This window comes from Nocardia rhizosphaerae, from assembly GCF_042650365.1.
Lineage (GTDB): Bacteria > Actinomycetota > Actinomycetes > Mycobacteriales > Mycobacteriaceae > Nocardia > Nocardia rhizosphaerae.
In genome coordinates this window covers 816,639-836,303 of record NZ_JBHSBA010000003.1, presented here as the reverse complement: position 1 = coordinate 836,303, position 19,665 = coordinate 816,639, and the positions used below count along the sequence as shown (strand labels likewise).

At 69.0% G+C, this 19,665-nt stretch carries 24 protein-coding genes and 1 pseudogene; 13 read left to right on the top strand and 12 right to left on the bottom strand.

Features of this window, described 5'->3' with window-relative positions; genetic code table 11:
• Positions 1 to 45: 45 nt before the first annotated feature.
• From ACFOW8_RS05480 to ACFOW8_RS05470, 3 genes are all read left to right on the top strand, one after another.
• A complete protein-coding gene (locus tag ACFOW8_RS05480) occupies positions 46 to 678 on the top strand; it encodes a Uma2 family endonuclease (RefSeq protein WP_378546346.1) in 633 nt (210 codons plus the stop codon).
• 73 nt (positions 679 to 751) lie between these two features.
• Positions 752 to 1,924: an acyl-CoA dehydrogenase family protein gene (locus ACFOW8_RS05475; protein WP_378546343.1), complete on the top strand. Its 1,173-nt coding sequence runs from the start codon at positions 752 to 754 to the stop codon at positions 1,922 to 1,924.
• Between the two features lie 54 nt (positions 1,925 to 1,978).
• Entirely contained in the window at positions 1,979 to 2,785 is an 807-nt protein-coding gene (locus tag ACFOW8_RS05470; protein ID WP_378546340.1) for an enoyl-CoA hydratase/isomerase family protein, read from the top strand.
• 3 nt (positions 2,786 to 2,788) lie between these two features.
• On the opposite strand, the gene ACFOW8_RS05465 is transcribed toward ACFOW8_RS05470, so the two are convergent.
• The 6 genes and pseudogenes from ACFOW8_RS05465 to carD all read right to left on the bottom strand — a co-directional run bounded on the left by ACFOW8_RS05465 (position 2,789) and on the right by carD (position 7,698).
• A complete protein-coding gene (locus ACFOW8_RS05465; RefSeq protein ID WP_378546337.1) occupies positions 2,789 to 3,067 on the bottom strand; it encodes a DUF4190 domain-containing protein in 279 nt (92 codons plus the stop codon).
• A 146-nt stretch (positions 3,068 to 3,213) separates the two neighbouring features.
• Complete coding sequence (gene rlmB, locus ACFOW8_RS05460) at positions 3,214 to 4,200, bottom strand: 23S rRNA (guanosine(2251)-2'-O)-methyltransferase RlmB (protein ID WP_378546334.1); 987 nt, start codon at positions 4,198 to 4,200, stop codon at positions 3,214 to 3,216.
• A complete protein-coding gene (gene cysS / locus ACFOW8_RS05455; protein WP_378546331.1) occupies positions 4,200 to 5,603 on the bottom strand; it encodes a cysteine--tRNA ligase in 1,404 nt (467 codons plus the stop codon). The genes rlmB and cysS overlap by 1 nt, the downstream gene beginning before the upstream one ends.
• A 124-nt stretch (positions 5,604 to 5,727) precedes the next feature.
• The gene (ispF, locus tag ACFOW8_RS05450) at positions 5,728 to 6,201 is read right to left on the bottom strand and encodes a 2-C-methyl-D-erythritol 2,4-cyclodiphosphate synthase (RefSeq protein ID WP_378546328.1); all 474 of its coding nucleotides are present in this window, start codon (positions 6,199 to 6,201) and stop codon (positions 5,728 to 5,730) included.
• A 329-nt stretch (positions 6,202 to 6,530) separates the two neighbouring features.
• A pseudogene (ispD, locus tag ACFOW8_RS05445) lies at positions 6,531 to 7,208 on the bottom strand (2-C-methyl-D-erythritol 4-phosphate cytidylyltransferase); the annotation flags it as partial.
• Between the two features lies 1 nt (position 7,209).
• Positions 7,210 to 7,698 (bottom strand): RNA polymerase-binding transcription factor CarD, encoded by a 489-nt coding sequence (gene carD, locus ACFOW8_RS05440; protein ID WP_019044685.1) that lies wholly within the window; start codon positions 7,696 to 7,698, stop codon positions 7,210 to 7,212.
• 353 nt (positions 7,699 to 8,051) lie between these two features.
• Here carD and ACFOW8_RS05435 point away from each other — a divergent pair, with 353 nt between their 5' ends.
• Both ACFOW8_RS05435 and radA read left to right on the top strand, forming a co-directional pair.
• The gene (locus ACFOW8_RS05435; protein WP_378546323.1) at positions 8,052 to 8,717 is read left to right on the top strand and encodes a hypothetical protein; all 666 of its coding nucleotides are present in this window, start codon (positions 8,052 to 8,054) and stop codon (positions 8,715 to 8,717) included.
• A gap of 78 nt (positions 8,718 to 8,795) precedes the next feature.
• Positions 8,796 to 10,196: a DNA repair protein RadA gene (gene radA, locus ACFOW8_RS05430; RefSeq protein WP_378546320.1), complete on the top strand. Its 1,401-nt coding sequence runs from the start codon at positions 8,796 to 8,798 to the stop codon at positions 10,194 to 10,196.
• A gap of 176 nt (positions 10,197 to 10,372) precedes the next feature.
• Here the strand turns inward: radA and ACFOW8_RS05425 are convergent, their stop codons facing one another.
• Both ACFOW8_RS05425 and ACFOW8_RS05420 read right to left on the bottom strand, forming a co-directional pair.
• Positions 10,373 to 11,047 carry a hypothetical protein gene (locus ACFOW8_RS05425; protein ID WP_378546317.1) on the bottom strand — a complete coding sequence of 225 codons (675 nt, stop codon included), beginning with the start codon at positions 11,045 to 11,047 and terminating at the stop codon, positions 10,373 to 10,375.
• Between the two features lie 60 nt (positions 11,048 to 11,107).
• Positions 11,108 to 11,731, bottom strand: coding sequence for a carbonic anhydrase (locus ACFOW8_RS05420; protein WP_378546314.1), 624 nt, complete (start codon positions 11,729 to 11,731; stop codon positions 11,108 to 11,110).
• 90 nt (positions 11,732 to 11,821) lie between these two features.
• On the opposite strand from ACFOW8_RS05420, the gene ACFOW8_RS05415 reads away from it, so the two are divergent.
• Entirely contained in the window at positions 11,822 to 12,700 is an 879-nt protein-coding gene (locus tag ACFOW8_RS05415) for an A/G-specific adenine glycosylase (protein ID WP_378546311.1), read from the top strand.
• Positions 12,701 to 12,810: 110 nt separating this feature from the next.
• Here ACFOW8_RS05415 and ACFOW8_RS05410 read toward each other — a convergent pair whose 3' ends face one another.
• Positions 12,811 to 13,554 carry an alpha/beta fold hydrolase gene (locus ACFOW8_RS05410; RefSeq protein ID WP_378546308.1) on the bottom strand — a complete coding sequence of 248 codons (744 nt, stop codon included), beginning with the start codon at positions 13,552 to 13,554 and terminating at the stop codon, positions 12,811 to 12,813.
• A 94-nt stretch (positions 13,555 to 13,648) separates the two neighbouring features.
• Between ACFOW8_RS05410 and ACFOW8_RS05405 the strand changes: the two genes are divergently transcribed.
• The 4 genes from ACFOW8_RS05405 (at position 13,649) to ACFOW8_RS05390 (ending at position 15,684) form a co-directional block, all read left to right on the top strand.
• Positions 13,649 to 13,972, top strand: coding sequence for an antibiotic biosynthesis monooxygenase family protein (locus ACFOW8_RS05405; protein WP_378546305.1), 324 nt, complete (start codon positions 13,649 to 13,651; stop codon positions 13,970 to 13,972).
• A 225-nt stretch (positions 13,973 to 14,197) separates the two neighbouring features.
• Positions 14,198 to 14,398, top strand: coding sequence for a CbtB domain-containing protein (locus ACFOW8_RS05400; RefSeq protein WP_378546302.1), 201 nt, complete (start codon positions 14,198 to 14,200; stop codon positions 14,396 to 14,398).
• On the top strand, positions 14,389 to 15,177 hold the full coding sequence (locus tag ACFOW8_RS05395; RefSeq protein ID WP_378546299.1) for a CbtA family protein: 789 nt from the start codon (positions 14,389 to 14,391) through the stop codon (positions 15,175 to 15,177). Before ACFOW8_RS05400 ends, ACFOW8_RS05395 begins: the two co-directional genes overlap by 10 nt.
• A 36-nt stretch (positions 15,178 to 15,213) precedes the next feature.
• Positions 15,214 to 15,684, top strand: a complete 471-nt coding sequence (locus tag ACFOW8_RS05390; protein ID WP_378546296.1) for a hypothetical protein — start codon at positions 15,214 to 15,216, stop codon at positions 15,682 to 15,684.
• Positions 15,685 to 15,727: 43 nt separating this feature from the next.
• Here the strand turns inward: ACFOW8_RS05390 and ACFOW8_RS05385 are convergent, their stop codons facing one another.
• Both ACFOW8_RS05385 and ACFOW8_RS05380 read right to left on the bottom strand, forming a co-directional pair.
• The gene (locus tag ACFOW8_RS05385) at positions 15,728 to 16,165 is read right to left on the bottom strand and encodes an OsmC family peroxiredoxin (protein ID WP_378546293.1); all 438 of its coding nucleotides are present in this window, start codon (positions 16,163 to 16,165) and stop codon (positions 15,728 to 15,730) included.
• Between the two features lie 97 nt (positions 16,166 to 16,262).
• Positions 16,263 to 16,712 carry an SRPBCC family protein gene (locus ACFOW8_RS05380; RefSeq protein WP_378546290.1) on the bottom strand — a complete coding sequence of 150 codons (450 nt, stop codon included), beginning with the start codon at positions 16,710 to 16,712 and terminating at the stop codon, positions 16,263 to 16,265.
• Between the two features lie 135 nt (positions 16,713 to 16,847).
• Here ACFOW8_RS05380 and ACFOW8_RS05375 point away from each other — a divergent pair, with 135 nt between their 5' ends.
• The 3 genes from ACFOW8_RS05375 (at position 16,848) to ACFOW8_RS05365 (ending at position 18,927) form a co-directional block, all read left to right on the top strand.
• Positions 16,848 to 18,131, top strand: a complete 1,284-nt coding sequence (locus ACFOW8_RS05375; protein ID WP_378546287.1) for a sensor histidine kinase — start codon at positions 16,848 to 16,850, stop codon at positions 18,129 to 18,131.
• Between the two features lie 85 nt (positions 18,132 to 18,216).
• Positions 18,217 to 18,609 (top strand): type II toxin-antitoxin system RelE/ParE family toxin, encoded by a 393-nt coding sequence (locus ACFOW8_RS05370; protein WP_378546284.1) that lies wholly within the window; start codon positions 18,217 to 18,219, stop codon positions 18,607 to 18,609.
• Positions 18,610 to 18,615: 6 nt separating this feature from the next.
• Positions 18,616 to 18,927 carry a helix-turn-helix domain-containing protein gene (locus ACFOW8_RS05365; RefSeq protein ID WP_378546281.1) on the top strand — a complete coding sequence of 104 codons (312 nt, stop codon included), beginning with the start codon at positions 18,616 to 18,618 and terminating at the stop codon, positions 18,925 to 18,927.
• Between the two features lie 32 nt (positions 18,928 to 18,959).
• On the opposite strand, the gene ACFOW8_RS05360 is transcribed toward ACFOW8_RS05365, so the two are convergent.
• Positions 18,960 to 19,604 carry a vWA domain-containing protein gene (locus tag ACFOW8_RS05360; RefSeq protein ID WP_378546278.1) on the bottom strand — a complete coding sequence of 215 codons (645 nt, stop codon included), beginning with the start codon at positions 19,602 to 19,604 and terminating at the stop codon, positions 18,960 to 18,962.
• Positions 19,605 to 19,665 lie beyond the last annotated feature (61 nt).

Genomic DNA, 19,665 nt, shown 5'->3' with positions numbered 1-19,665 from the left:
AAAGAGCCGCGCCGACCACTCGGCGCACCGGATAGCCTGGGACGCATGACGGGTGACCCACGTACCGCCGAATCCCTCCCAGAGTTCCTGACCTGGGAGGAGTACCTCGGGCTACCCACCGAGATCGCGCAGTGCATCGACGGTCTCGACCGGGGGAAGGTCATCTGGGCACGCACGGGTCCTCGCCGCAACCAGCGGGCCGCGGTCCGGCTGAGAAACGCACTCGAATCCGCGTGGTCCGCCGCCCGTTCCGGTCATGACGGCTGCTTCGAGGCAGACTCCGAACAGCCGATCTTCTTCACCGCGAAGAACGACTTCCTCAAACCCGATTTCGTGCTGTATCAGTGCCTTTCCGCGGATGAACAGGATGTTCCAGCCTCGGCTGTTGTGATTGTCGGCGAAGTACTCTCACCGTCGAATTCGGTCCAGGACATGCAACGCAAGACGACCCGATTCGCGGAAGCGGGCATCCCCTGGTACTGGGAAGTCGAAGCAACCGAGACCGGCCTCGTCATCCAGATCAATGCCCTGCTCCCCGCACCCGAGCACCGTCCGGCGGGTGTGCAGCCGCTGCGCGAATTCCACTACGAGCCGGTGGCTCGGTGGACCGGCACCGGGGACTTCACCTACCACCTCCCCTTCCCGTTCACCATCCCCGCGCGTGAACTCGAATACTGAGCCTGCGCCGGACCGACTGCGCACGGCGCCCAAACAGGCCCGGAGGCACGGTGGGGCGCGCAGAATACGGGACATGATCGACTTCAGTGTCCCGGATGATCTGGCCGCCCTGCGCGATCGGGTACGTGGGTTCGTCGCCGAGCGGATCGTGCCGTTCGAGCGGGATCCGCGGCTCACCGCGCACGGGCCGACCGACGAGTTGCGGGCGGAGATGGTGGAGCTGGCGCGGTCCGAGAAATTGCTGACCGTGCAGGCGCCGGTGGAGTTCGGTGGGCTCGGGCTCTCGCATGTGGAGCAGGCGGTGGTGTACGAGGCGGCCGGGTGGTCGACGCTCGGGCCGGTCGCGATGAACTGCGCGGCGCCTGACGAGGGGAACATGTTCCTGCTCGGCAAGGTCGCCGGCCCCGAACAGGCCGACCGGTATCTGATGCCGATGATCCGGGGCGAGCAACGGTCGGTATTCGCCATGACCGAACCCGATGGCGCGGGTTCCGATCCCGGCCAGCTCAGTACCGAGGCCGTGTTCGACGGCGAGAATTTCGTGATCAACGGGCGGAAATGGCTGATCACCGGTGCCGACGGGGCCAAGACCTGGATCATCATGGCCCGCCTCGCCGAGAATCCGCACCTGCCCGCCGGGCCGACGCTGTTCCTCACCGACGGCGACACCGAGGGCATCGTGATCGAGCGGATCATGAACACGATGGACCGCAACTACGTGGGCGGGCACGCGGTGGTGCGGTTCGAGAACCTGACCCTGCCACCGACCGCCGTGCTCGGCCGGACCGGGCAAGCCCTGCGCTACGCCCAGCTGCGACTGGCCCCGGCCCGGCTCACCCACTGCATGCGCTGGCTCGGCGCCGCCGAACGCGCCCAGCACATCGCGCTCGACTACGCGCGCACCCGGACCGCCTTCGGAAAACCGATCGGCGAGCACGAGGGCGTGTCGTTCATGCTCGCCGACAACGAGGTGGCGCTGCACCAGTGCAGGCTGACGATCTGGCACAGCTGCTGGTTGATGGACCGGGGACAGCAGGCCAGACATGAGTCGTCGATGGCCAAGTCCTACGTCTCCGAGGAGCTGTTCAAGGTCGCCGACCGCTGCGTGCAGGTGCTCGGCGGGATCGGGATCAGCGACGAGACGGTGGTGGAGATGCTGTTCCGGGACATGCGGGCCTTCCGGCTGTACGACGGGCCGACCGAGGTACACAAGTACGCCATCGGCAGGCATTTGCTGCGGGAGTGACGCCGCCCGCGGTCTCGCGCCGCGGGAGCTCCGTCACTAGTACCATTCGGTCCCATGGGTTCGGAACTGCTCGTCGATGTCGCCGCAGGCGTGGCCGTGCTCACGCTCAACCGTCCCGCCCAGCAGAATGCCGTCACCCCGACGATGGCGGCCGAATTGAGCGCCGCGCTGCGCCGCTGCGACCTCGAAGACACCATCAGGGCCGTCGTCATCACCGGGACGGCGCCCGCCTTCTGCGCCGGTGCCGATCTCTCGGCACGCGCGGGCGAGGCGAGCGCCACCCTCGATCCGGCACCGTGGCAGGTGCGCAAGCCGGTGATCGCCGCCGTCAACGGGCACGCAGTCGGTATCGGGCTCGCGCTCGCCCTGCAATGCGATCTGCGCTACTTCGCCGCCGATGCCGTCTATGGGCTCAGCCAGGTCCGCCGCGGGGTGCTCGCCGACGGTTACGCGCACTGGACAGTGCCGCGGCTGGCCGGACTGGCCAACGCCGCCGACATCATGCTGACCGGACGCACCTTCGACGGCGACGAGGCCAAGTCGATGGGCCTGGCCAATGCCAGCCTGCCCGCGGGCGAGGTGTTGCCGACCGCCATGTCGGTGGCCCACGACATCGCCACCGGGCCTGCCCCGCTTCCGGTCGCGCTGACCAAGCGGTTGATCTGGGAAAGCCTCGGGATGACGACGCCCGCCATGGTCGGGCAGCTCGAGACCGAGCTCAACGCGCACGTCGCCAAGAGCGTCGACGGCGGTGAGGCGATGGCCGCCTTCAAGGAACGCCGCCAGCCCAAGTGGACCGGCAGCATCAACGCCGAATGGCCTGCCTGGGAAGAAGCTACCGAGCGTCCCGGCCTCGACTGAGACTCAGAAGTTCCCGTTGCAGGACCCGGCTACATACAGCATGGCGAACAGCACCATGAGGATGGTGCCGATGATGCCGGCGATATAGCCGATCATCACCTGCGACCGGCCGCTGAGCGCACCGTAGGACTCATCGATCTGGTTGAGCGCCCGCTTACCGAGCACCCACGCGATCGGCCCTAGGAGCCCGCAGCAGAACGGGCTCAGCAGCCCGAGCACGAGGATCAGGTTCGCCTGCGGGTGCTCGACCGTCTCGCCGATCGGCTGATTGGGTATCGCCACGCGTCGAATTCTACTGTGCAGGAGGGCCACTGACGCGGCACTACGCGCGGCAGTTCAAGATCATCAGGCGATGGGCAGGATCCCACTCGGGAAAACGCTCGCACCATCGCCTGGTGATCAGTCGACCAGGAGCGACGTGGGTGGGGCTAGCCGTGGCGGCGGCGTCTGGCGATGTCGGCGAGGACCACGCCCGCGGCAACCGAGGCGTTCAGGGACTCGACGGGGCCGGCCATCGGGATGCTCAGGATGGCGTCACAGTTCTCCCGGACCAGGCGCGACAGACCCTTGCCCTCGGAGCCGACCACCACGACGGTCGGCGTGCTGCCGTCGAAATCGTCGAGGTCGGTATCGCCGCCCGCGTCGAGGCCGACGATCTGGAAGCCCTGGTTGGCCCAGTCCTTCAGGGTGCGGGTGAGGTTGGTGGCCCTGGCCACCGGCAGCCGGGCCGCCGCGCCGGCGCTGGTGCGCCACGCCACCGCGGTGACGCTGGCACTGCGACGCTGCGGGATCACCACTCCGTGCCCACCGAACGCGGCCACCGAACGGATGACGGCACCGAGGTTGCGCGGATCGGAGATATTGTCCAGCGCGACGAGCAGACCCGGCTCGCCGGAGGTCTTCACCCGGTCCATCAGGTCGTCGGGGTGGGCGTAGCGGTAGGGCGGCACCTGCAGGGCGAGACCCTGGTGCATGCCGTTGGCGCTGAGCCGGTCCAGATCGGTGCGCGGCACCTCGAGGATCGAGATGCCGAGATCGGCGGCCCGCTGCACGCTCTCGGTGAGCCGGTCGTCGTTCTCGGTGCCGACCGCGACATACAGCGCGGTGGCAGGCACTTCGGCGCGCAGGCATTCGAGCACCGGGTTGCGGCCGAGAACCAGCTCGGGACCGTCGTCGGCCTTGCGTCCGACGCGCGGCACTCCAGCCTTGCCGGTCGGCCGATTCTGCTGCGCCGCTTTCGCTTTGGCGGCCGCGGCGGCCCGCTTGTGCGCGGGATGCTTGGTCCGCGCCTCGGCGGGTGGGGTGGCGCCCCTGCCCTCGAGGCCGCGGCGCCGCTTGCCGCCGGAACCCACGACGGCGCCCTTCTTGGTGCCGCCCTTCCTGATCGCTCCGCGTCGCTGTGAATTGCCTGCCATCAGTTCGCCTTTCCGCTAGCTGCGCCCAGCGACCATTCCGGCCCCTGCGGGGTATCGGTGACCTCGATACCCGCCGCGACCAGCCGATCCCGTGCGGCATCGGCTGCTGCCCAGTTCTTCTCCGCGCGCGCGGTGGCCCTGGCGTCGAGTTCGGCGCGGACCAGCACGTCGAGCGCGGCCATGGCGGCCGAGTTGTCGGCCGCGGCGTGCCAGTGCGCGTCGAGCGGGTCGACGCCGAGGATGCCGAGCATCGCACGCACCTGCCCCGCGAGTTCGACCGCGGTCTCCACCGCGCCCGACTCCAGCGCCCGGTTGCCCTCGTGCACCACGTGATGGATCTCGGCCAGCGCCTTCGGCACGGCGAGATCGTCGTCGAGCGCGTCGGCGAACGCGTCGGTCCACTTGCCGAGCGGGACCTCGCCGGTCCGGTCGAGCACGCGCTGCACGAACGACTCGATCCGCTGATACGAGGCGGCCGCGTCGTCGAGTGCCTTGTCGGAGTATTCGAGCATCGAGCGGTAATGCGCGCTACCGAGGTAGAAACGCAATTCCACCGGACGCACCCGGGTGAGCACATTCGGCACGGAGAGCACATTGCCGAGGGACTTCGACATCTTCTCCCCCGACATTGTCACCCAGCCGTTGTGCAGCCAGTACCGCGCGAATCCGTCGCCTGCCGCTTTGGACTGGGCGATCTCGTTCTCGTGGTGCGGAAAAATCAAATCCATTCCACCGCAGTGGATATCGAATTCGGCGCCGAGATAGAACTCGGCCATCGCCGAGCATTCCAGGTGCCAGCCCGGCCTGCCGGGACCCCACGGCGACGGCCAGCTCGGCTCGCCCGGCTTCGCCGATTTCCACAGCGTGAAGTCGCGCGGATCGCGCTTGCAGCGGGTGGGGGTCTCGCCCTGGTGCACGTCGTCGAGTTTGTGGCCGGACAGCTCGCCGTAGTTCGGCCAGCTCAGCACGTCGAAGTACACGTCACCCTCGGCGGCGTAGGCATGACCGCGCTCGATCAGCCGCTCCATCAGCCCGACCATCTGGGTGATGTGGCCGGTGGCGTGCGGCTCGGCCGAGGGCGGCAGCACTCCGAGCACGTCGTAGGCCGCGGCGAAGGCGCGCTCATGGGTGGCGGCCCACTCCCACCACGGTCTGCCCGCCTCGGCGGCCTTGTTCAGGATCTTGTCGTCGATATCGGTGACATTGCGGATGAACCACACGTCGTAGTCGTGCGCGAGCAGCCAGCGGCGCAGCACGTCGAAGGCGACGCCGCTGCGGACATGCCCGATATGCGGCTGGCCCTGCACGGTGGCCCCACACAGATACACCGAGGCACGGCCGGGGACCAGCGGGGTGAATTCCCGCAGGGTCCGCGTGTCGGTGTCAAAAAGGCGCAAGGTCACGGCATTCGATCCTAGTCGGTGGGATGGCTGTGCGGATGACCGGCCGGTTCGTGGCTCGGTGCGGAAACCGGGCGACGGCGCGGCCGGGCGGAGCGGCGTGGGTATCACGGCGGATTCCCCGGACTCAGGGCTTCGGGGAATCCGCCAGCAGACAGGTGGCGATGGCGGCGACACCCTCACCACGGCCGGTCAGACCCAATCCGTCGGTCGTCGTGCCGGAGACCGAGACCGGAGCGTCGAGCAGTTCGCCGAGTACCTTCTGCGCTTCGGCGCGGCGCGGCCCGATCTTCGGCCGATTGCCGATGACCTGCACGGCGGCATTGACGATGGTGAAGCCCTCTTCGGCGAGCAGCCTGCGGACCTCGGTGAGCATGGCGGCACCGGTGACCCCGGCCCATTCCGGGCGACCGACACCGAAGACGGCGCCCACATCGCCGAGACCGGCGGCCGAGAGCAGGGCGTCGCAGAGCGCGTGCGCTGCCACGTCGCCGTCGGAGTGGCCCGAGCAGCCGTCGGCGTCGGCGAACAGCAGACCCGCCATCCAGCAGGGGCGGCCCGGTTCGATGGGGTGCACATCGCTGCCGATCCCGACTCTCATCGAGCCACCGCCCGCGCCCCGCTGTGCGACGACTCCGACGCGGCCTGGCCTGCACTCGATGTCGCGGGGCTGCCGTGCACAGGCGCGTCGGCAGTTCGTGCCGCCCTGTTCGCGCCGGTCACCAGGTCGGCATCAGAAGCCGGGCCGGTAGCCGGGTCGGCGCCGGTAGCCGGGTCGGCGCCGGTAGCCGGGTCGACGCCGGACGATGAGTGGACCGTGTACGGCGGGCCTGCGTCCGCCTCCTGGGCGGCACCGGACACCGGGCCGACGACCGGCCCCGCGTCAGCGGCGCGCGTCACGTTCGCGGACGCATCGGTGTCATCGGCGAACAGGGTTTCCGCGAGCCGGAGGTCGAGTGGGGTGGTGATCTTGAAGGCGAGTGGATCGCCGACGACGGTGGCGATGTCGGCCCCGAGACGTTCGACGAGCCCGGCGTCATCGGTGGCACCGACCTCGGTCGCGTAGGCGCGGCGGAGCAGGTCGGCGTCGAAACCCTGGGGGGTCTGGATCGCGCGCAGCTGGGCGCGATCGGGCGTGCTGGTGACGATGCCCGCAGCGTCGACCGATTTCACGGTGTCGACGACCGGCAGCGCCGGTACGACGGCCCGGCGCCCCGCCTGCAGTTCGCCGGCCACCCTGGCGATCAGCTCGGGCGGGGTGAGCGCGCGAGCTGCATCGTGCACGAGAAAGAAGGCGGCGTCGGGGGCGGCCGCGATCCCGGCACGCACCGAATCGGTGCGCTCGGCGCCGCCAACGACGACCTGCACCGGCACAGGGGGCATCGAACCGCCGGTCAGTGCGGTGGTGGACAGCAGTGCGGACGCGGCGCCGACCAGCTCGGCGGGGACGACGACCACGACGCGGTGTACGGCACCGGACGCGATCAGCCCGTCGACGGCCAACCGGACCATAGGTGTGCCGCCGACCGGGACGAACGCCTTCGGGGTTGATTCACCCAGGCGCACGCCCCGGCCGGCGGCAGGGACCAGTGCTACGACAGGTCGCACTCTAGGAGGCCGCGGCGAGGACCTCGTCGAGCAGCGATTCGGCCTTGCCGTCGTCGGTGCCCTCGGCGAGCGCGAGCTCACCGACGAGGATCTGGCGAGCCTTGGCCAGCATCCGCTTCTCACCGGCGGACAGACCGCGATCCTGCTCACGACGCCACAGGTCGCGCACGACCTCGGCCACCTTGTTCACATCGCCGGAGGCGAGTTTCTCGAGGTTGGCCTTGTAACGGCGGGACCAGTTGGTCGGCTCCTCCGTGTGTGGCGCACGCAGCACCTGGAAGACGCGGTCGAGACCTTCCTGGCCGACGACGTCGCGGACGCCGACATATTCGGCGTTCTCCGCGGGAACCCGAACGGTCAGGTCGCCTTGCGCGACCTTCAGGACCAGATACTCTTTCTGCACACCCTTGATGGTGCGAGTCTCGATTGCTTCGATCAGCGCCGCTCCGTGGTGGGGGTAAACGACGGTGTCTCCGACCTTAAAAATCATGTGTCCCGTGCCCCTTTCGATGTTCACAGTTTAACATGCGACTCGATAACGGCGCGATCAACTGTGCAGGTCAGGGCCACAACGAGGGCATCGCAGGGGTTGACAACGCAGAATTGTTGTGCATCACGTTGTGCCAGAACGGGTTAACCGCCAGCACAGCGCGGCAACGTCGCGTCGAGTCCGCCCGGCATCGATCCGGCAATCGGGCCCGAGACACCGAACTGTTACGTGTCCGCCCGCGCGTCGCGAGCCCGGACGCCACGCGCGCGAGGGGAACTACTACGCTGCCTAGTTACTACCCTCCGATCCGCCGTGTGGAACGGAGTGAGCCCGGTCGACATGGAGGACAAACCGTGACTGCCCTGAAAGCTGTGACCGCCCCGTCGGCGCGACGTCGCATGGCGACGGTTGCCGCCATCGCCGCCGCTGCGGGCATCGCCCTGAGCGGCTGCAGTGCCGGCCAGATCACCCAGACCTCGTCGCAGGCCGCCGCCATCAACGGCAACAACGCCGAGGTCGGCGCGATCGCCCTGCGCAACGTGCACATCGTGTACCCGGAGGCGGCCGCCGAACACGACAAGGGCGGCAAGGCCGTGCTCGCCCTGTCGATCATCAACACCAGCGAGACCGTCACCGACGAGCTGACCAGCGTGAGCACCGATCTGGGCCAGGTGAAGATCACCGGCCCGAGCGGCGACCCCGAGTTCGTGCTGAAGCCGCAGCAGACCGTGGTCGCGGGCGAGCAGGCGGGCGACGAGCACGGCACCACCACTGCCGCGCCGACCACGACCGCGGCCCCAGCGGGCGACACCCCGTCGGTGGATCCGGAGGCGCAGCCGGGCACGATCGAGATCACCGGGCTGACCACGCAGATCCACCCCGGCCTGACCTACAACGTCACCTTCAACTTCAAGGACGCAGGCACCGTGCAGATCGCCGTTCCGGTCGACGCGGCCGCGGTCGACCGGGTCGAGAACGAGCTGTCGGGCCCCGCTCCCGAGGGTAGCGGCGGGCACTGACCCCCGACGAGAAGAAAGCCGCCGCGAGGTCTCGCGGCGGCTTTTCTTTTTGTCGGAGCCGATCCGTAGGGTGCGCGTGTGGCCAAGACCAAAGCGGTGTTCCGGTGCACCGAGTGCTCGCACGAGGTGTCCAAATGGGTGGGTAAATGCCCGGAGTGCGGCGCCTGGGGCACGGTGAACGAGGTCGCCGTGTCCGCGGCCGCCGCTGCGCCGGGCAGGCGGGCGATGCTGCCGAGCACCGCCGCCGCGCCGCTGACCCAGATCGACGCCAAGGTCACCCAGGCGCGGTCGACCGGGGTCAGCGAGCTCGACCGGGTGCTCGGCGGCGGGGTGGTGCCCGGCTCGGTGGTGTTGCTGTCGGGTGAACCCGGGGTCGGTAAGTCGACGCTGCTGCTGGAGGTCGCGCACCGGTGGGCCGCGCAGCGCAGCGAGACCTCGCTGTATGTGACGGCCGAGGAGTCGGCCGGGCAGGTGCGGCTGCGCGCCGACCGCACCGGCGCGGTGCACGAGCGGGTGTTCCTCGCCGCCGAATCGGACCTGTCGATCGTGCTCGGCCATGTCGAGCAGGTGCGGCCGACGCTGCTGGTGGTCGACTCGGTGCAGACCATGCTCGCCCCAGAGGTCGACGGGGTGATCGGCGGTGTCACCCAGGTCAGAGCGGTCACGGCGGCGCTCACCTCGTTGGCCAAAGCCAGCGGCATCGCGGTACTGCTGGTCGGGCATGTCACCAAGGACGGCAATGTCGCGGGGCCGCGCACGCTGGAGCATCTGGTCGATGTGGTGTTGCAGTTCGAGGGCGACAAGAACTCCACCCTGCGGATGATCCGCGGCATCAAGAACCGGTTCGGCAGCGCCGACGAGGTGGGCTGTTTCGAGCTGCACGAGGACGGCATCGCCTGTGTCGACGATCCGTCCGGTCTGTTCTTGCACCACCGCACCGACACCGTCTCCGGCACGGCGGTCACGGTCGCCATGGACGGCAAGCGGCCGCTGGTCGCCGAGGTGCAGGGCCTGACCGTGAAGACCGAGATCCCGCAGCCACGCAGGGCCGTGAGCGGGCTGGACTACAACCGGGTCGCGATGGTGCTCGCCGTGCTGCAGAGCCGTGGCAGGGTGTTTCTCGGCAAGCACGATGTGTACGCGGCGACCGTCGGCGGCATGCGGCTGGTCGAACCGACCGCCGATCTCGCGATCGCCCTGGCCATCGCCTCCGCCGAGGCCGATATCGCGCTGCCCGCGGGCTGGGTGATCCTCGGCGAGGTCGGCCTGGCAGGCGAGGTACGCAAGGTGACCGGCCTGACCAGACGGCTGGCCGAAGCCGAGCGATTGGGCTTCACCACCGCCCTGGTACCGCCGGGTTCGGGGAAAACCGAGATCGGTTCGATGCGCATCCACGAGGTCGGCGACCTGCGCTCGGCACTGCGTCTGGCCGCGCTCCGCAAATCCCGCGCAGCCAGGGAAGCGTCCACCGCGGAATAACCCCGGCAAACCGCCGATTCCGCCCGAATTCGGCAATTGTGCGCCAACGCCGGTTGACGGCTGGAACGATCTTGCGAATCCAGCAAATCACCCGAATCCGAACATGTGACTTATAGCGCACCCGCACAATGCCAGGTCCGGGCGAGCGAGACCGGCCGCGACGGACCCGCCGACACTCAATCCGCGAGATTGAACGGCTCCGCGGCACTGCGAACGGCGCCGAGTTCCGCAACGACCATGTACGCGCCTGCGGGCACCTGTAACCGCTCCCCCGCGCATTCGGGCTGCGAGGTCGTCCCGAACCAGGTGCCCTTGTAGGACAGCTGTTCGCCCGGCTTCAGCGTCTTCACCTCGGCGGGCCCCTCGGGGTTGCAGTCGTTGCTCGCCCAGAGCCTGCGCTGGCCGTCGAGGGTATAGACGAGGAACTGCGGACCGGGGCCGAGATCGCGCGAGCACGGCGCCGAGGAGATGTTGGTGATGACCGTCCCGAAGGTCGGCTGATCGCCGACCCGGTAGGTCGGCTGCCCGACGGTCACCTTCAGCGCGAGCGACTGATCGCCGCAGGGCTCCGCGGCGGGCTGATCCACCGGGCCGGTGGTGGGGCTCGGCGTCGTACTGCTCGCCGTGGCCGCGGCACTGCTCGCGGTGGTGCTGCTCGACGCGGCGGCACTGCTGCTCGGCGCGGCCGAGGTGGTGGTGGCCGACGCGGTATCCCCGGAGTCGTCGCCGCCGCGCGCGACCATCGTGACCAGCCAGATCACGATCGCCAGCACGACGACGACCACGCCGATGGCGAGTGCCCGGCGGCGCCAGTAGATCTCAGGAGGCAGCGGTCCATTCGGTTCCAGCACGCCTCAACCGTAAGCGCACCGCCCGGGCGGGCGCTCGATGACCTCGGCGTGTCGGGGGTATCAGACCGTCTCGCCGATATTGCCGACCACCCGGCGCAGATGGGCGCGGCCGTCGGCGAGCTTGTAGGTGACGCTGGCGATCGCCAGCTGGCCGGTGGCCACCCGCTGGGAGATGATCATCGACCGCTGCATGAGCAGCCTGCTCGTCTCCACCACGTGCCTGGCCTCGAGATCATCGATCGAGGTCAGGCCTTCGCGCCTGCCGACAAGGATCGACGGAGTGACCCGCTCGACAACGCTGCGGATGAATCCGCCCGGCACCTCACCGCCATCGAGCGCGTCGACCGTGGCCTTCACCGCGCCGCAGCTGTCGTGCCCGAGGACGACGATCAGCGGCACTTTCAGCACATCGACGCCGTACTCGATGGAACCGAGCACCGAGCTGTCCACCACATGACCGGCGGTACGGACGACGAACATGTCGCCGAGCCCCTGGTCGAAGATCAGTTCGGCGGCAACGCGGGAGTCGCCGCAGCCGAACAGGATCGCGTGCGGGTGCTGGCCGCCGACGAGCTTGGCTCGGTCGGCAGCGCCCTGGCTAGGATGCTGCAGGTTGCCGTTGACGAAGCGGTCATTACCCTCGCGCAGCGACTTCCAGGCACTTATCGGATTGGAACCAGGCATACCGACCATTGTGCACAGACCAATGGTTACCAGCGAGTCCGGCGCGTTACGCGTCGGCAACGGCTGCCTGGCCGAGGCGGAACGGGAACAGTGAGCATCGACGCGCAAGCCCTGCTCGATTGGTTCGGCGACACGGCGCGTGACCTGCCGTGGCGCCGACCGGACGCCACCGCGTGGCACATCCTGATGAGCGAGATCATGCTGCAGCAGACCCCGGTGGTGCGGGTGGAGCCGATCTGGCGCGAATGGGTGGCCCGCTGGCCGGTGCCGTCGGCGATGGCGGCATCGTCGCAGGCGGAGGTGTTGCGCGCCTGGGGCAAGCTCGGGTACCCGCGGCGGGCGCTGCGGTTGCACGAGTGCGCGCGGGTACTCGCCACCGACCACGGCGATGTGGTCCCCGACGATGTCGACGTGCTGCTCAGCCTGCCCGGAATCGGCGCCTACACCGCCCGTGCGGTGGCCTGTTTCGCCTACGGGCAGCGAGTTCCGGTGGTGGACACCAACGTTCGGCGGGTGGTCGCCCGCGCGGTGCACGGCCGCGAGGCGGGTAACCCGTCCAGCCGCGATCTCGCCGAGACCGCCGCGCTGCTCCCGGTGTCGGTGCCGCGCGCCGCGAAGTTCTCGGCCGCGCTGATGGAACTCGGCGCGCTGGTGTGCACCGCCCGCAATCCCGACTGCGCGCGCTGCCCGCTGCCGAGCTGCGCGTGGGTGGCGGCGGGCAAGCCGGTCGGCGAGGTGACCCGCAAGGTGCAGAAGTACGAGGGCACCGACCGGCAGGCCCGCGGCCGCCTGCTCGATGTGCTGCGCGCCGCCTCGGGACCGGTCGAGCGGGTGCGCCTCGATCTGGCCTGGACCCGCGATCCGGGTCAGCGCGCGAGGGCGCTGGACTCACTGCTGGTCGACGGGCTGATCGAGCAGACCGAGGACGGCCTGTTCGCACTCGCTGGCGAGGGGGGCGCAGGGGCTTGACGCACTATCGCCGGATACCACGCTGATCATGCATTTTCCGCCGATCCGGTCGCCGATTCCCCCGTTCGAGCGATTTGTGCGTGCTCAGCGCGGATGCCGACGGGCTGCCGTCAGCGGATGATTCGCCGCAGGAATCGGCTCACCAGGTCGCGATACTCCGCTGGACGCTCATCGTGCACCAGGTGCCCCGCCCCCTCGACCAGCGCGTACTCCGCGTCCGGATGCAGTTCGGCCATGGCGCGCATCTGGCCGGGTGGGGTGATGGTGTGTTCGCCCTCGATGAGCAGCACCGGAATCCGCAGCGACTTCCACTCGGCCCAGAAGTCGCGAATACCCCATTCCTCGGAGATGGCGCGGAAGGTGTCGACCTCGCCGTGCAGGCGATATCCGTCGGCGGTGCCGGTGAAAGCCCGCAGAAAATAGGTGCCTGCGACGGGACCGAAGTAGTCGAGCACGGCCTGCTCGTCGGGGAACGGCTGCGGCCAGGAGTGGATGAGTTCGGCCCAGTGCGCGGCGGTGCGGCCGGTGAAATCGGGGGCGATGTCCTCGACGACGAGGGCGCGGACCCGGTCGGGGTGGGAAGCGGCGAAGACCCAGCCGTGGATGGCGCCCATCGAATGCCCGACGATGACCACCGGCTCGGTGATCGGGGCGGTGAGCTCGGCCAGGTCGGCGACGAAGGCCTCGGTGGTGAGTTCGGCGGGCGGGGTGCGGCCGTGGCCCGCGGCGTCGACGGTGTAGACGTGGCCGAGTTCGCGCAACCACGGCAGCTGATCGGTCCAGGTGCGCGCGCTGCCCATCAAGCCGTGGAGCAGCAGGATCGGGACACCGGCCCCGCCTTCGTCGTACAACACCCGCTCGATTGTGCCAGTGCGGGCAGCGGCCGGGACCGACCACTGATCATGGCCGGGACCGGGGCATTCACCACGCGGTCGTATTGTCGGCGGCATGGCTGTTGTGAAGATCAACGCGATCGAGATCCCCGAGGGCGCAGGCCCCGAGCTGGAGAAGCGGTTCGCCGCCCGTGCGCACGCGGTGGAGAACTCCCCAGGTTTCCTCGGCTTCCAGTTGCTGCGCCCGACGGCGGGCGAGAACCGATACTTCGTGGTGACGCAGTGGGATTCCGAGGAGTCCTTCGCGGCGTGGCGGGACGGCCCGGCCAGGGCGGCGCACGCGGGGCACGGCGGCGAGGGCGAGCGGCCGAAGCCGGTGTCGACCGGGGCTTCGCTGCTCGAGTTCGAGGTGGTCCTCGACGTGCCGGCGAAGGGCTGATTCGCGGCGTTTCCCCTGGACATGCGGGCGCCCATATTGACGTATACGGGCGAGGGCTGTCACAGTTCGGGGGAAACACGCGTGGGTGCGCGGTAATTCCGGTGGGAGTCCGGAGCGGTCGCGCCACTGTATTCCCGTACCGGGTCCCCGGTGCCGGAGAGCCAGACACCGGCATTCGCGCACCACACTTCGACCGAGGGACGCGTATCCCCGAGGAGGACCCGAATGGCCATCGCGCATTCACCCAGCCGGTCTACCGGCCTGGACACCCTTGCGACTGTGCTCGTCACGGTCGGTGTCGTTCTGGCTGCACTTCTCACCCTGTATCTGGTCGGTTTCGACCAGGGAGCTATCTCGCGCAGCGGGATGTTCCTGCATGAGTTGATGCACGACGGACGTCACCTGCTCGGTGTCCCGTGCCACTGACCGGAACACTCAAAACCCTGCTGTTGCGCGGCCTGCTGGCCGGTCTGCTCGCGGGCCTGCTGGCCGCGACGGTGGGCTACTTCGTCGGCGAGCCCCAGATCGACGCCGCCATCGCCATCGAAGAGGCCGCGGCGGCTCCGGCCGACCACCACGGCGAAGCCGAAGAGCCCGCGGGCCACACCCACGGCGACGAAGAGGAGCCGCTGGTCAGCCGTTCCGGGCAGAAGGCCGGCCAGTTCCTCGCGCTCGGCCTGGCGGGCATGGCGTTCGGCGCGATGTTCGCCGCCGCGGTGAATATCGCGCGCCGCTTCACCACCCTGTCCGGGCCACACCTGGCGCTGGCCACCGCGGGATTCGCGTGGGCGGCCATCGTGGCCGTGCCGTTCTTCAAGTACCCGGCGAACCCACCGGCGGTGGGCGACCCGGAGACGATCAACCAGCGCACCTGGCTGTGGGTAGCCGCGGTGGTGCTCGGGCTGCTCGCCGTCGCGGCGTCGATCGCGGCGTACCGGGCACTGGCCGGGCAGCTGGACACGGTCCGGCTGATCGCGGGTGTGCTCGCGTTCGTGCTGGTCACCACGGTCGGCTATGTGCTGCTGCCCGGAGTGAACGAGGTGGCCGACGATTTCCCCGCGATGCTGCTGTGGCGTTTCCGGATCGCCTCGCTGACCGAGACCACCACGCTCTGGGCGGCATTGGGGCTGGCGTTCGCCGCACTCACCGAATTCGCTTCGCGGCGTAGCACTCCCGTAGCAGGCGAGGTCGCTACCGCGGGGTGATTCGCGCAGGTGGCGCGGACGGGCAGTGTCGGGATCATGACCGACACTGCCCTTTCCGTTTCCACTGCCCGAGTTGTTTCCGCGTCGCGTCCGCGCACGGTCACCGTCGCGTTCGGCGCCATCATGGCGGCACTGGCCGCGGGCGCGGCCGAAGGACTGATCCGCGCGATGCGTGGCGGTGACGAGTTCGGTGCGACCGCGGCGGGGCTGCTGCCCCGGCTGGCGATCTATCTCCTCGTCGCGGCGGTCGCGCTGTACATGGTGAACGGCAGCCGGGTGGCGCGGGCGCTGCTGACCGTCGGCATCGGGGTGGTCGGGATGCTCTCGCTGATCATCGAACCGCTGGCAGTGCTGTTGTCCACCGACGACTACGCGGTGCTGTTCGCCGAGCTGGCACCGACCTCGGCGGTGCTGGTCGGCTGCCGGGCGGTGCACATCCTGGCCGTGATCATCGCGATCGGCGCCATGTACACGCCCGCGGCGCACCGATGGTTCACCCGACGCTAGACGGGCCTGGCAGGCGAGCGCGCCCGCCAGGCCGCCCGAGGGCTCAGATCAGTTCGGCGTCCAGCTCGACCTCGGCCACTCCGGCGAGTGCCTTGCTGACCGGGCACCCGTTCTTGGCGGCCGTCGCCGCGGTGTAGAAGCCCTCCGCGTCGAGGCCAGGGGCAACGGCGCGAACGGTGAGCTTGATCTTGCTGATCCGGAGACCACCTGCCGGATCGGGTCCGAGGGTGACATCGGCTGTGACGTCGAGGCTTTCCGGGGTACCGCCTGCGTTGGCGATCTCGGCGGAGAGCGCCATCGAGTAGCACGACGAGTGCGCGGCGCCGATCAGCTCCTCCGGGCTCGTCCCCTCGGCCGTCTCGGCGACCCGCCGCGGGAAGCTCACATCGAACTTGCCGGTACCGGAGCTGACCAGTTCGACCTGCCCGGTGCCGTCCTGCAGACCGCCTGCCCAGAGAGTGCGTGCGCTACGAGTCGGCATGACCATCCTTTCGATTCACGGAACGTGTGTGTTCGATGTCGAACGTACTCGGCGCGACCGCCGGGCCGGTCGGTTCGGGCCGACTGGTGAACCGCGCTCAGCCGACCGAGCCGGTGACCTCGTCGAGCCGTTCCAGCATCTCCGGCCAGACCTGTTGGTGCAGGTCGCGGATGGCGGCGGTGGGGAAGCCGGAATGGCGCAGGTGCAACCGGATGCCGCGCGGCTGCTTGCGGAATTCCGCGGCGACCACGGTCTCCACGCCGTCGGTCGCCGCGGTGACCCAGGTGAACTCGACACGGCGATCCGGCTCGAGTGCCAGGATGCGGCCGTAGTGCGGGTTGCGCTTGTCAGGGGTGCCGGTGTCGAAATACAGCGGTTCGTTCACGCCGGGGCGCCCGAGGACCGATCCGGGAACGGCCAGCCACAGGTCGAGGCCCTTGGTCCAGGCCGCGTAGAGCAGGCTCGGCGGCGCCTGCATCACGCGCTCGACAGTGAGCTCGTGCGGTCGCGCGGACAGGTCCGGAGGGCGAACGGTCGGCTGGTCCATCAGCCGACCTTACCGGCCATGACCCGCTTTTCGCCGCATCGGGTGTGCGTAGGCATCCGGCCCTGTGCACCTGTCATCTCGAGCCAGGACCGCAGGCCGACGCGCAGTGGACCGACACGCAATAGGCTGACAGAGGTGGGAGCGTCTGCGAAGTGGGAGCGTGGTTCGGTCGTCCGCGACTGGAGCCTCGCGGCGGTGGTGGCGATAGTCCAGTTCGCCGCGAGTTCCGGTGCCGATACGCACCAAACCGGGGTGCGTTCGCTCGACGCGTTCGCCTACCTGCTGCTGCTCGCAGGACCGATCGCGCTGGGATTCCGGCGGCTGCTGCCCGTACCGGTGCTGCTGGTGACGCTGTTCGCCGCGCTGGTTTATGTCCTGCGCGACTACGGGTACGGGCCGATCTTCCTCTCGCTGGTCATCGCCTTCCTCACCGCCGCCGTCCGTGGGCCGCGCAGGCGCACCTACCCGATCATCGCGGTCGGCTTCCTGCTCCTGGTCTGGCCGCTGCCCGCACTGCTCGGCCGAGATACCGGCTCCTGGCAGGTCTTCGGACTGCTCGCGTGGCTGGGCGTGCTCATCGGTGTGGCCGAGGGCATCCGGTCACGCCGGACCGTGCGGCTCGCGCGCGAACAGCTGGCTGAGGCCGTGCGCCGCGACGAGCAGGCGCGGCAGGCACGGGCCGCCTGTGAGGAACGGCTCGCCATCACCGGCGAACTGCACGACGTACTCGCCCATAGTCTTTCGCTGATCAACACGCAGTCCTCGGTGGCGCTGGAACTGTTCGACCGGAAACCGCAGCAGGCGGCGGCCGCGCTGGCCACCATCAAGACCACCTCCAAGGAGGCGCTCACCGAGGTGCGCACGTTGCTGCACACCATCCATGCCGGGGAACCCGCCTCACCCATCGCCGCGGCGGAGACGGCGGTGGCCGACGCGCCCGTTCCGGCGCCGGCGCCGCAGCCCCCGCGTCCCGCCCGGCACACTCCGCCTGCCTCCCTCGAAGACCTCGACGGCCTGCTCGCGCCCGCCCGCGCGACCGGGCTCGCCGTCGAAACCAAGATCATCGGCACGCCCAAGAAGCTGCCGGATGTCATCGACGTGGCCGCGGCCAGGATCGTCGGGGAGTCGCTGAGCAATGTGGTGCGGCACGCTCCCGGCGCCACCGCCACGATCACTCTGCGCTACACCCCCGCCTCGGTGGACATCACCGTCGACAACACCCGCCCGACCGGCGTCGCGGCGCGCGGCGGGCCTGGCGGCAACGGCATCATCGGGATGCGGGAGCGCGCGCACGCGCTCGGCGGCGCGCTCACCGCGGGCCCCCGACCGTCCGGCGGGTTCCGGGTGGCGGCCCGCTTGCCCGCGCAGGTCCGCACGCCGGACACCGACGACGCGGCTACCAGCTCGACGCGACCGTAGCGCAGCCAGGACGCGGCATCGCCTGCCACTCATTGCCATCGCCTACGGATCCAGCTCGTCCACCCGAACCGCCAGCAGCACCACCTTGCAAATAGGATTGAGCCTATATAGGCTCAATCCTATACACCTCTATCAGTTGGAACTCGAACCCGAGGTCGCCGGATGGCTGCGATCACTGACAACCCGAGAGTTCGCCCAGGTAGACGTGTATGTGGGCATGCTCGCCGAGCGAGCGACAACCTTAGGTGAACCTTGGTCGCGCAACCTCGGCGATGGAGTGCGGGAACTGCGCTTCCACCTCCATCCGCGGGAGCTTCGGATTACGTACTGGTTGGCCCCGGGGCGTCGCATCGTGCTGCTGACAGTCTTCCGCAAGACTCGGATGCGGGAAACGGGCGAGGTTGCGCGGGCCATGGCACTGCGCAAAGTGTGCGAATCAGAACATGGTTGTGCCCACACAGATTTCGACAGGAGATAGCCAATCATGAACGAGCACCCATCGATGGATGACCTGCGGCGGGAACGGATGAGCAGTCCGAGCTTCGACGCCGTGGAATACGAGGCAGGGCGGGCCGAGGCGATCTTGGCTATCGAACTGGCGGAAGCGATTCGCGAACGACGGCTCGAGCTCGGACTGACACAGACACAACTGGCTGGACGAGCAGGGCTGCGCCAGCCCGAGGTCTCACGACTCGAATCCGGCGGCGGCACCCCGACAATCGGGATGCTGGAAAGGCTGGCCTTCGCACTCGAAGTCCGCTTCATCGCCAGGTTCGAAAAGGACGATGCGGCCTGAGCCGTGTTACCGCGGCGGCAGTTGTGGCGGAGTTACGTACCGGGGTTCGCGCGGCGGCGTTCCTCGTCGGTGAAGGTGCCGCGCGGGGCGCCCGGTGCGGCAGCCTGGGTACGGCGGGCATACCCGGCGGCAGCCCCGAACGCACCGGCCACACCGGCCGGTGACGCGGCGTAGGTGATGGCCTGGCCGGGAGCGATGCCCAGGCTCGTGCCGATCGCCACGGCGTCCATGTTCGCGCCGAGGAACAGGAAGGTCCAGTCGTACTGGTCTTCCTGCTGTTCGATCAGCGAGCGCACCGCCTCGTTCGTCCATTCGCGGCTGGAGTTCTCATGGCCGTCGGTGAGCACGACGACGATCACGGTACCGGGGCGCTCGTGCTCAGGACGGGCGGCGAGTTCGGCACCCACGTCGGTGACCAGCTTGCCCACCGCGTCGTAGAGCGCGGTCCCCCCGCGCGGCACCAGATTCGGCGGCGGCACCTCGGCCAGCGGCCGGTTCGTGTAGACGACCTCATAGGTGGTGTCGAACTGCGCCAAGGTCACCTCGACGCGTTTGGGCACCTCCCGCTGCTGCTCGAAGAACGCGGCGAGCCCGCCCTCGGTATCGGCCTTGATCGACTGCATGGAACCGGACCGGTCGAGCAGTACCGCGATCAATGTGCGCTGCGAATCCGTCATATCAACACCCCCGTGCCTGTCTGCGATGGACAACCCCACCGTACGCCGATCCACCCACCGC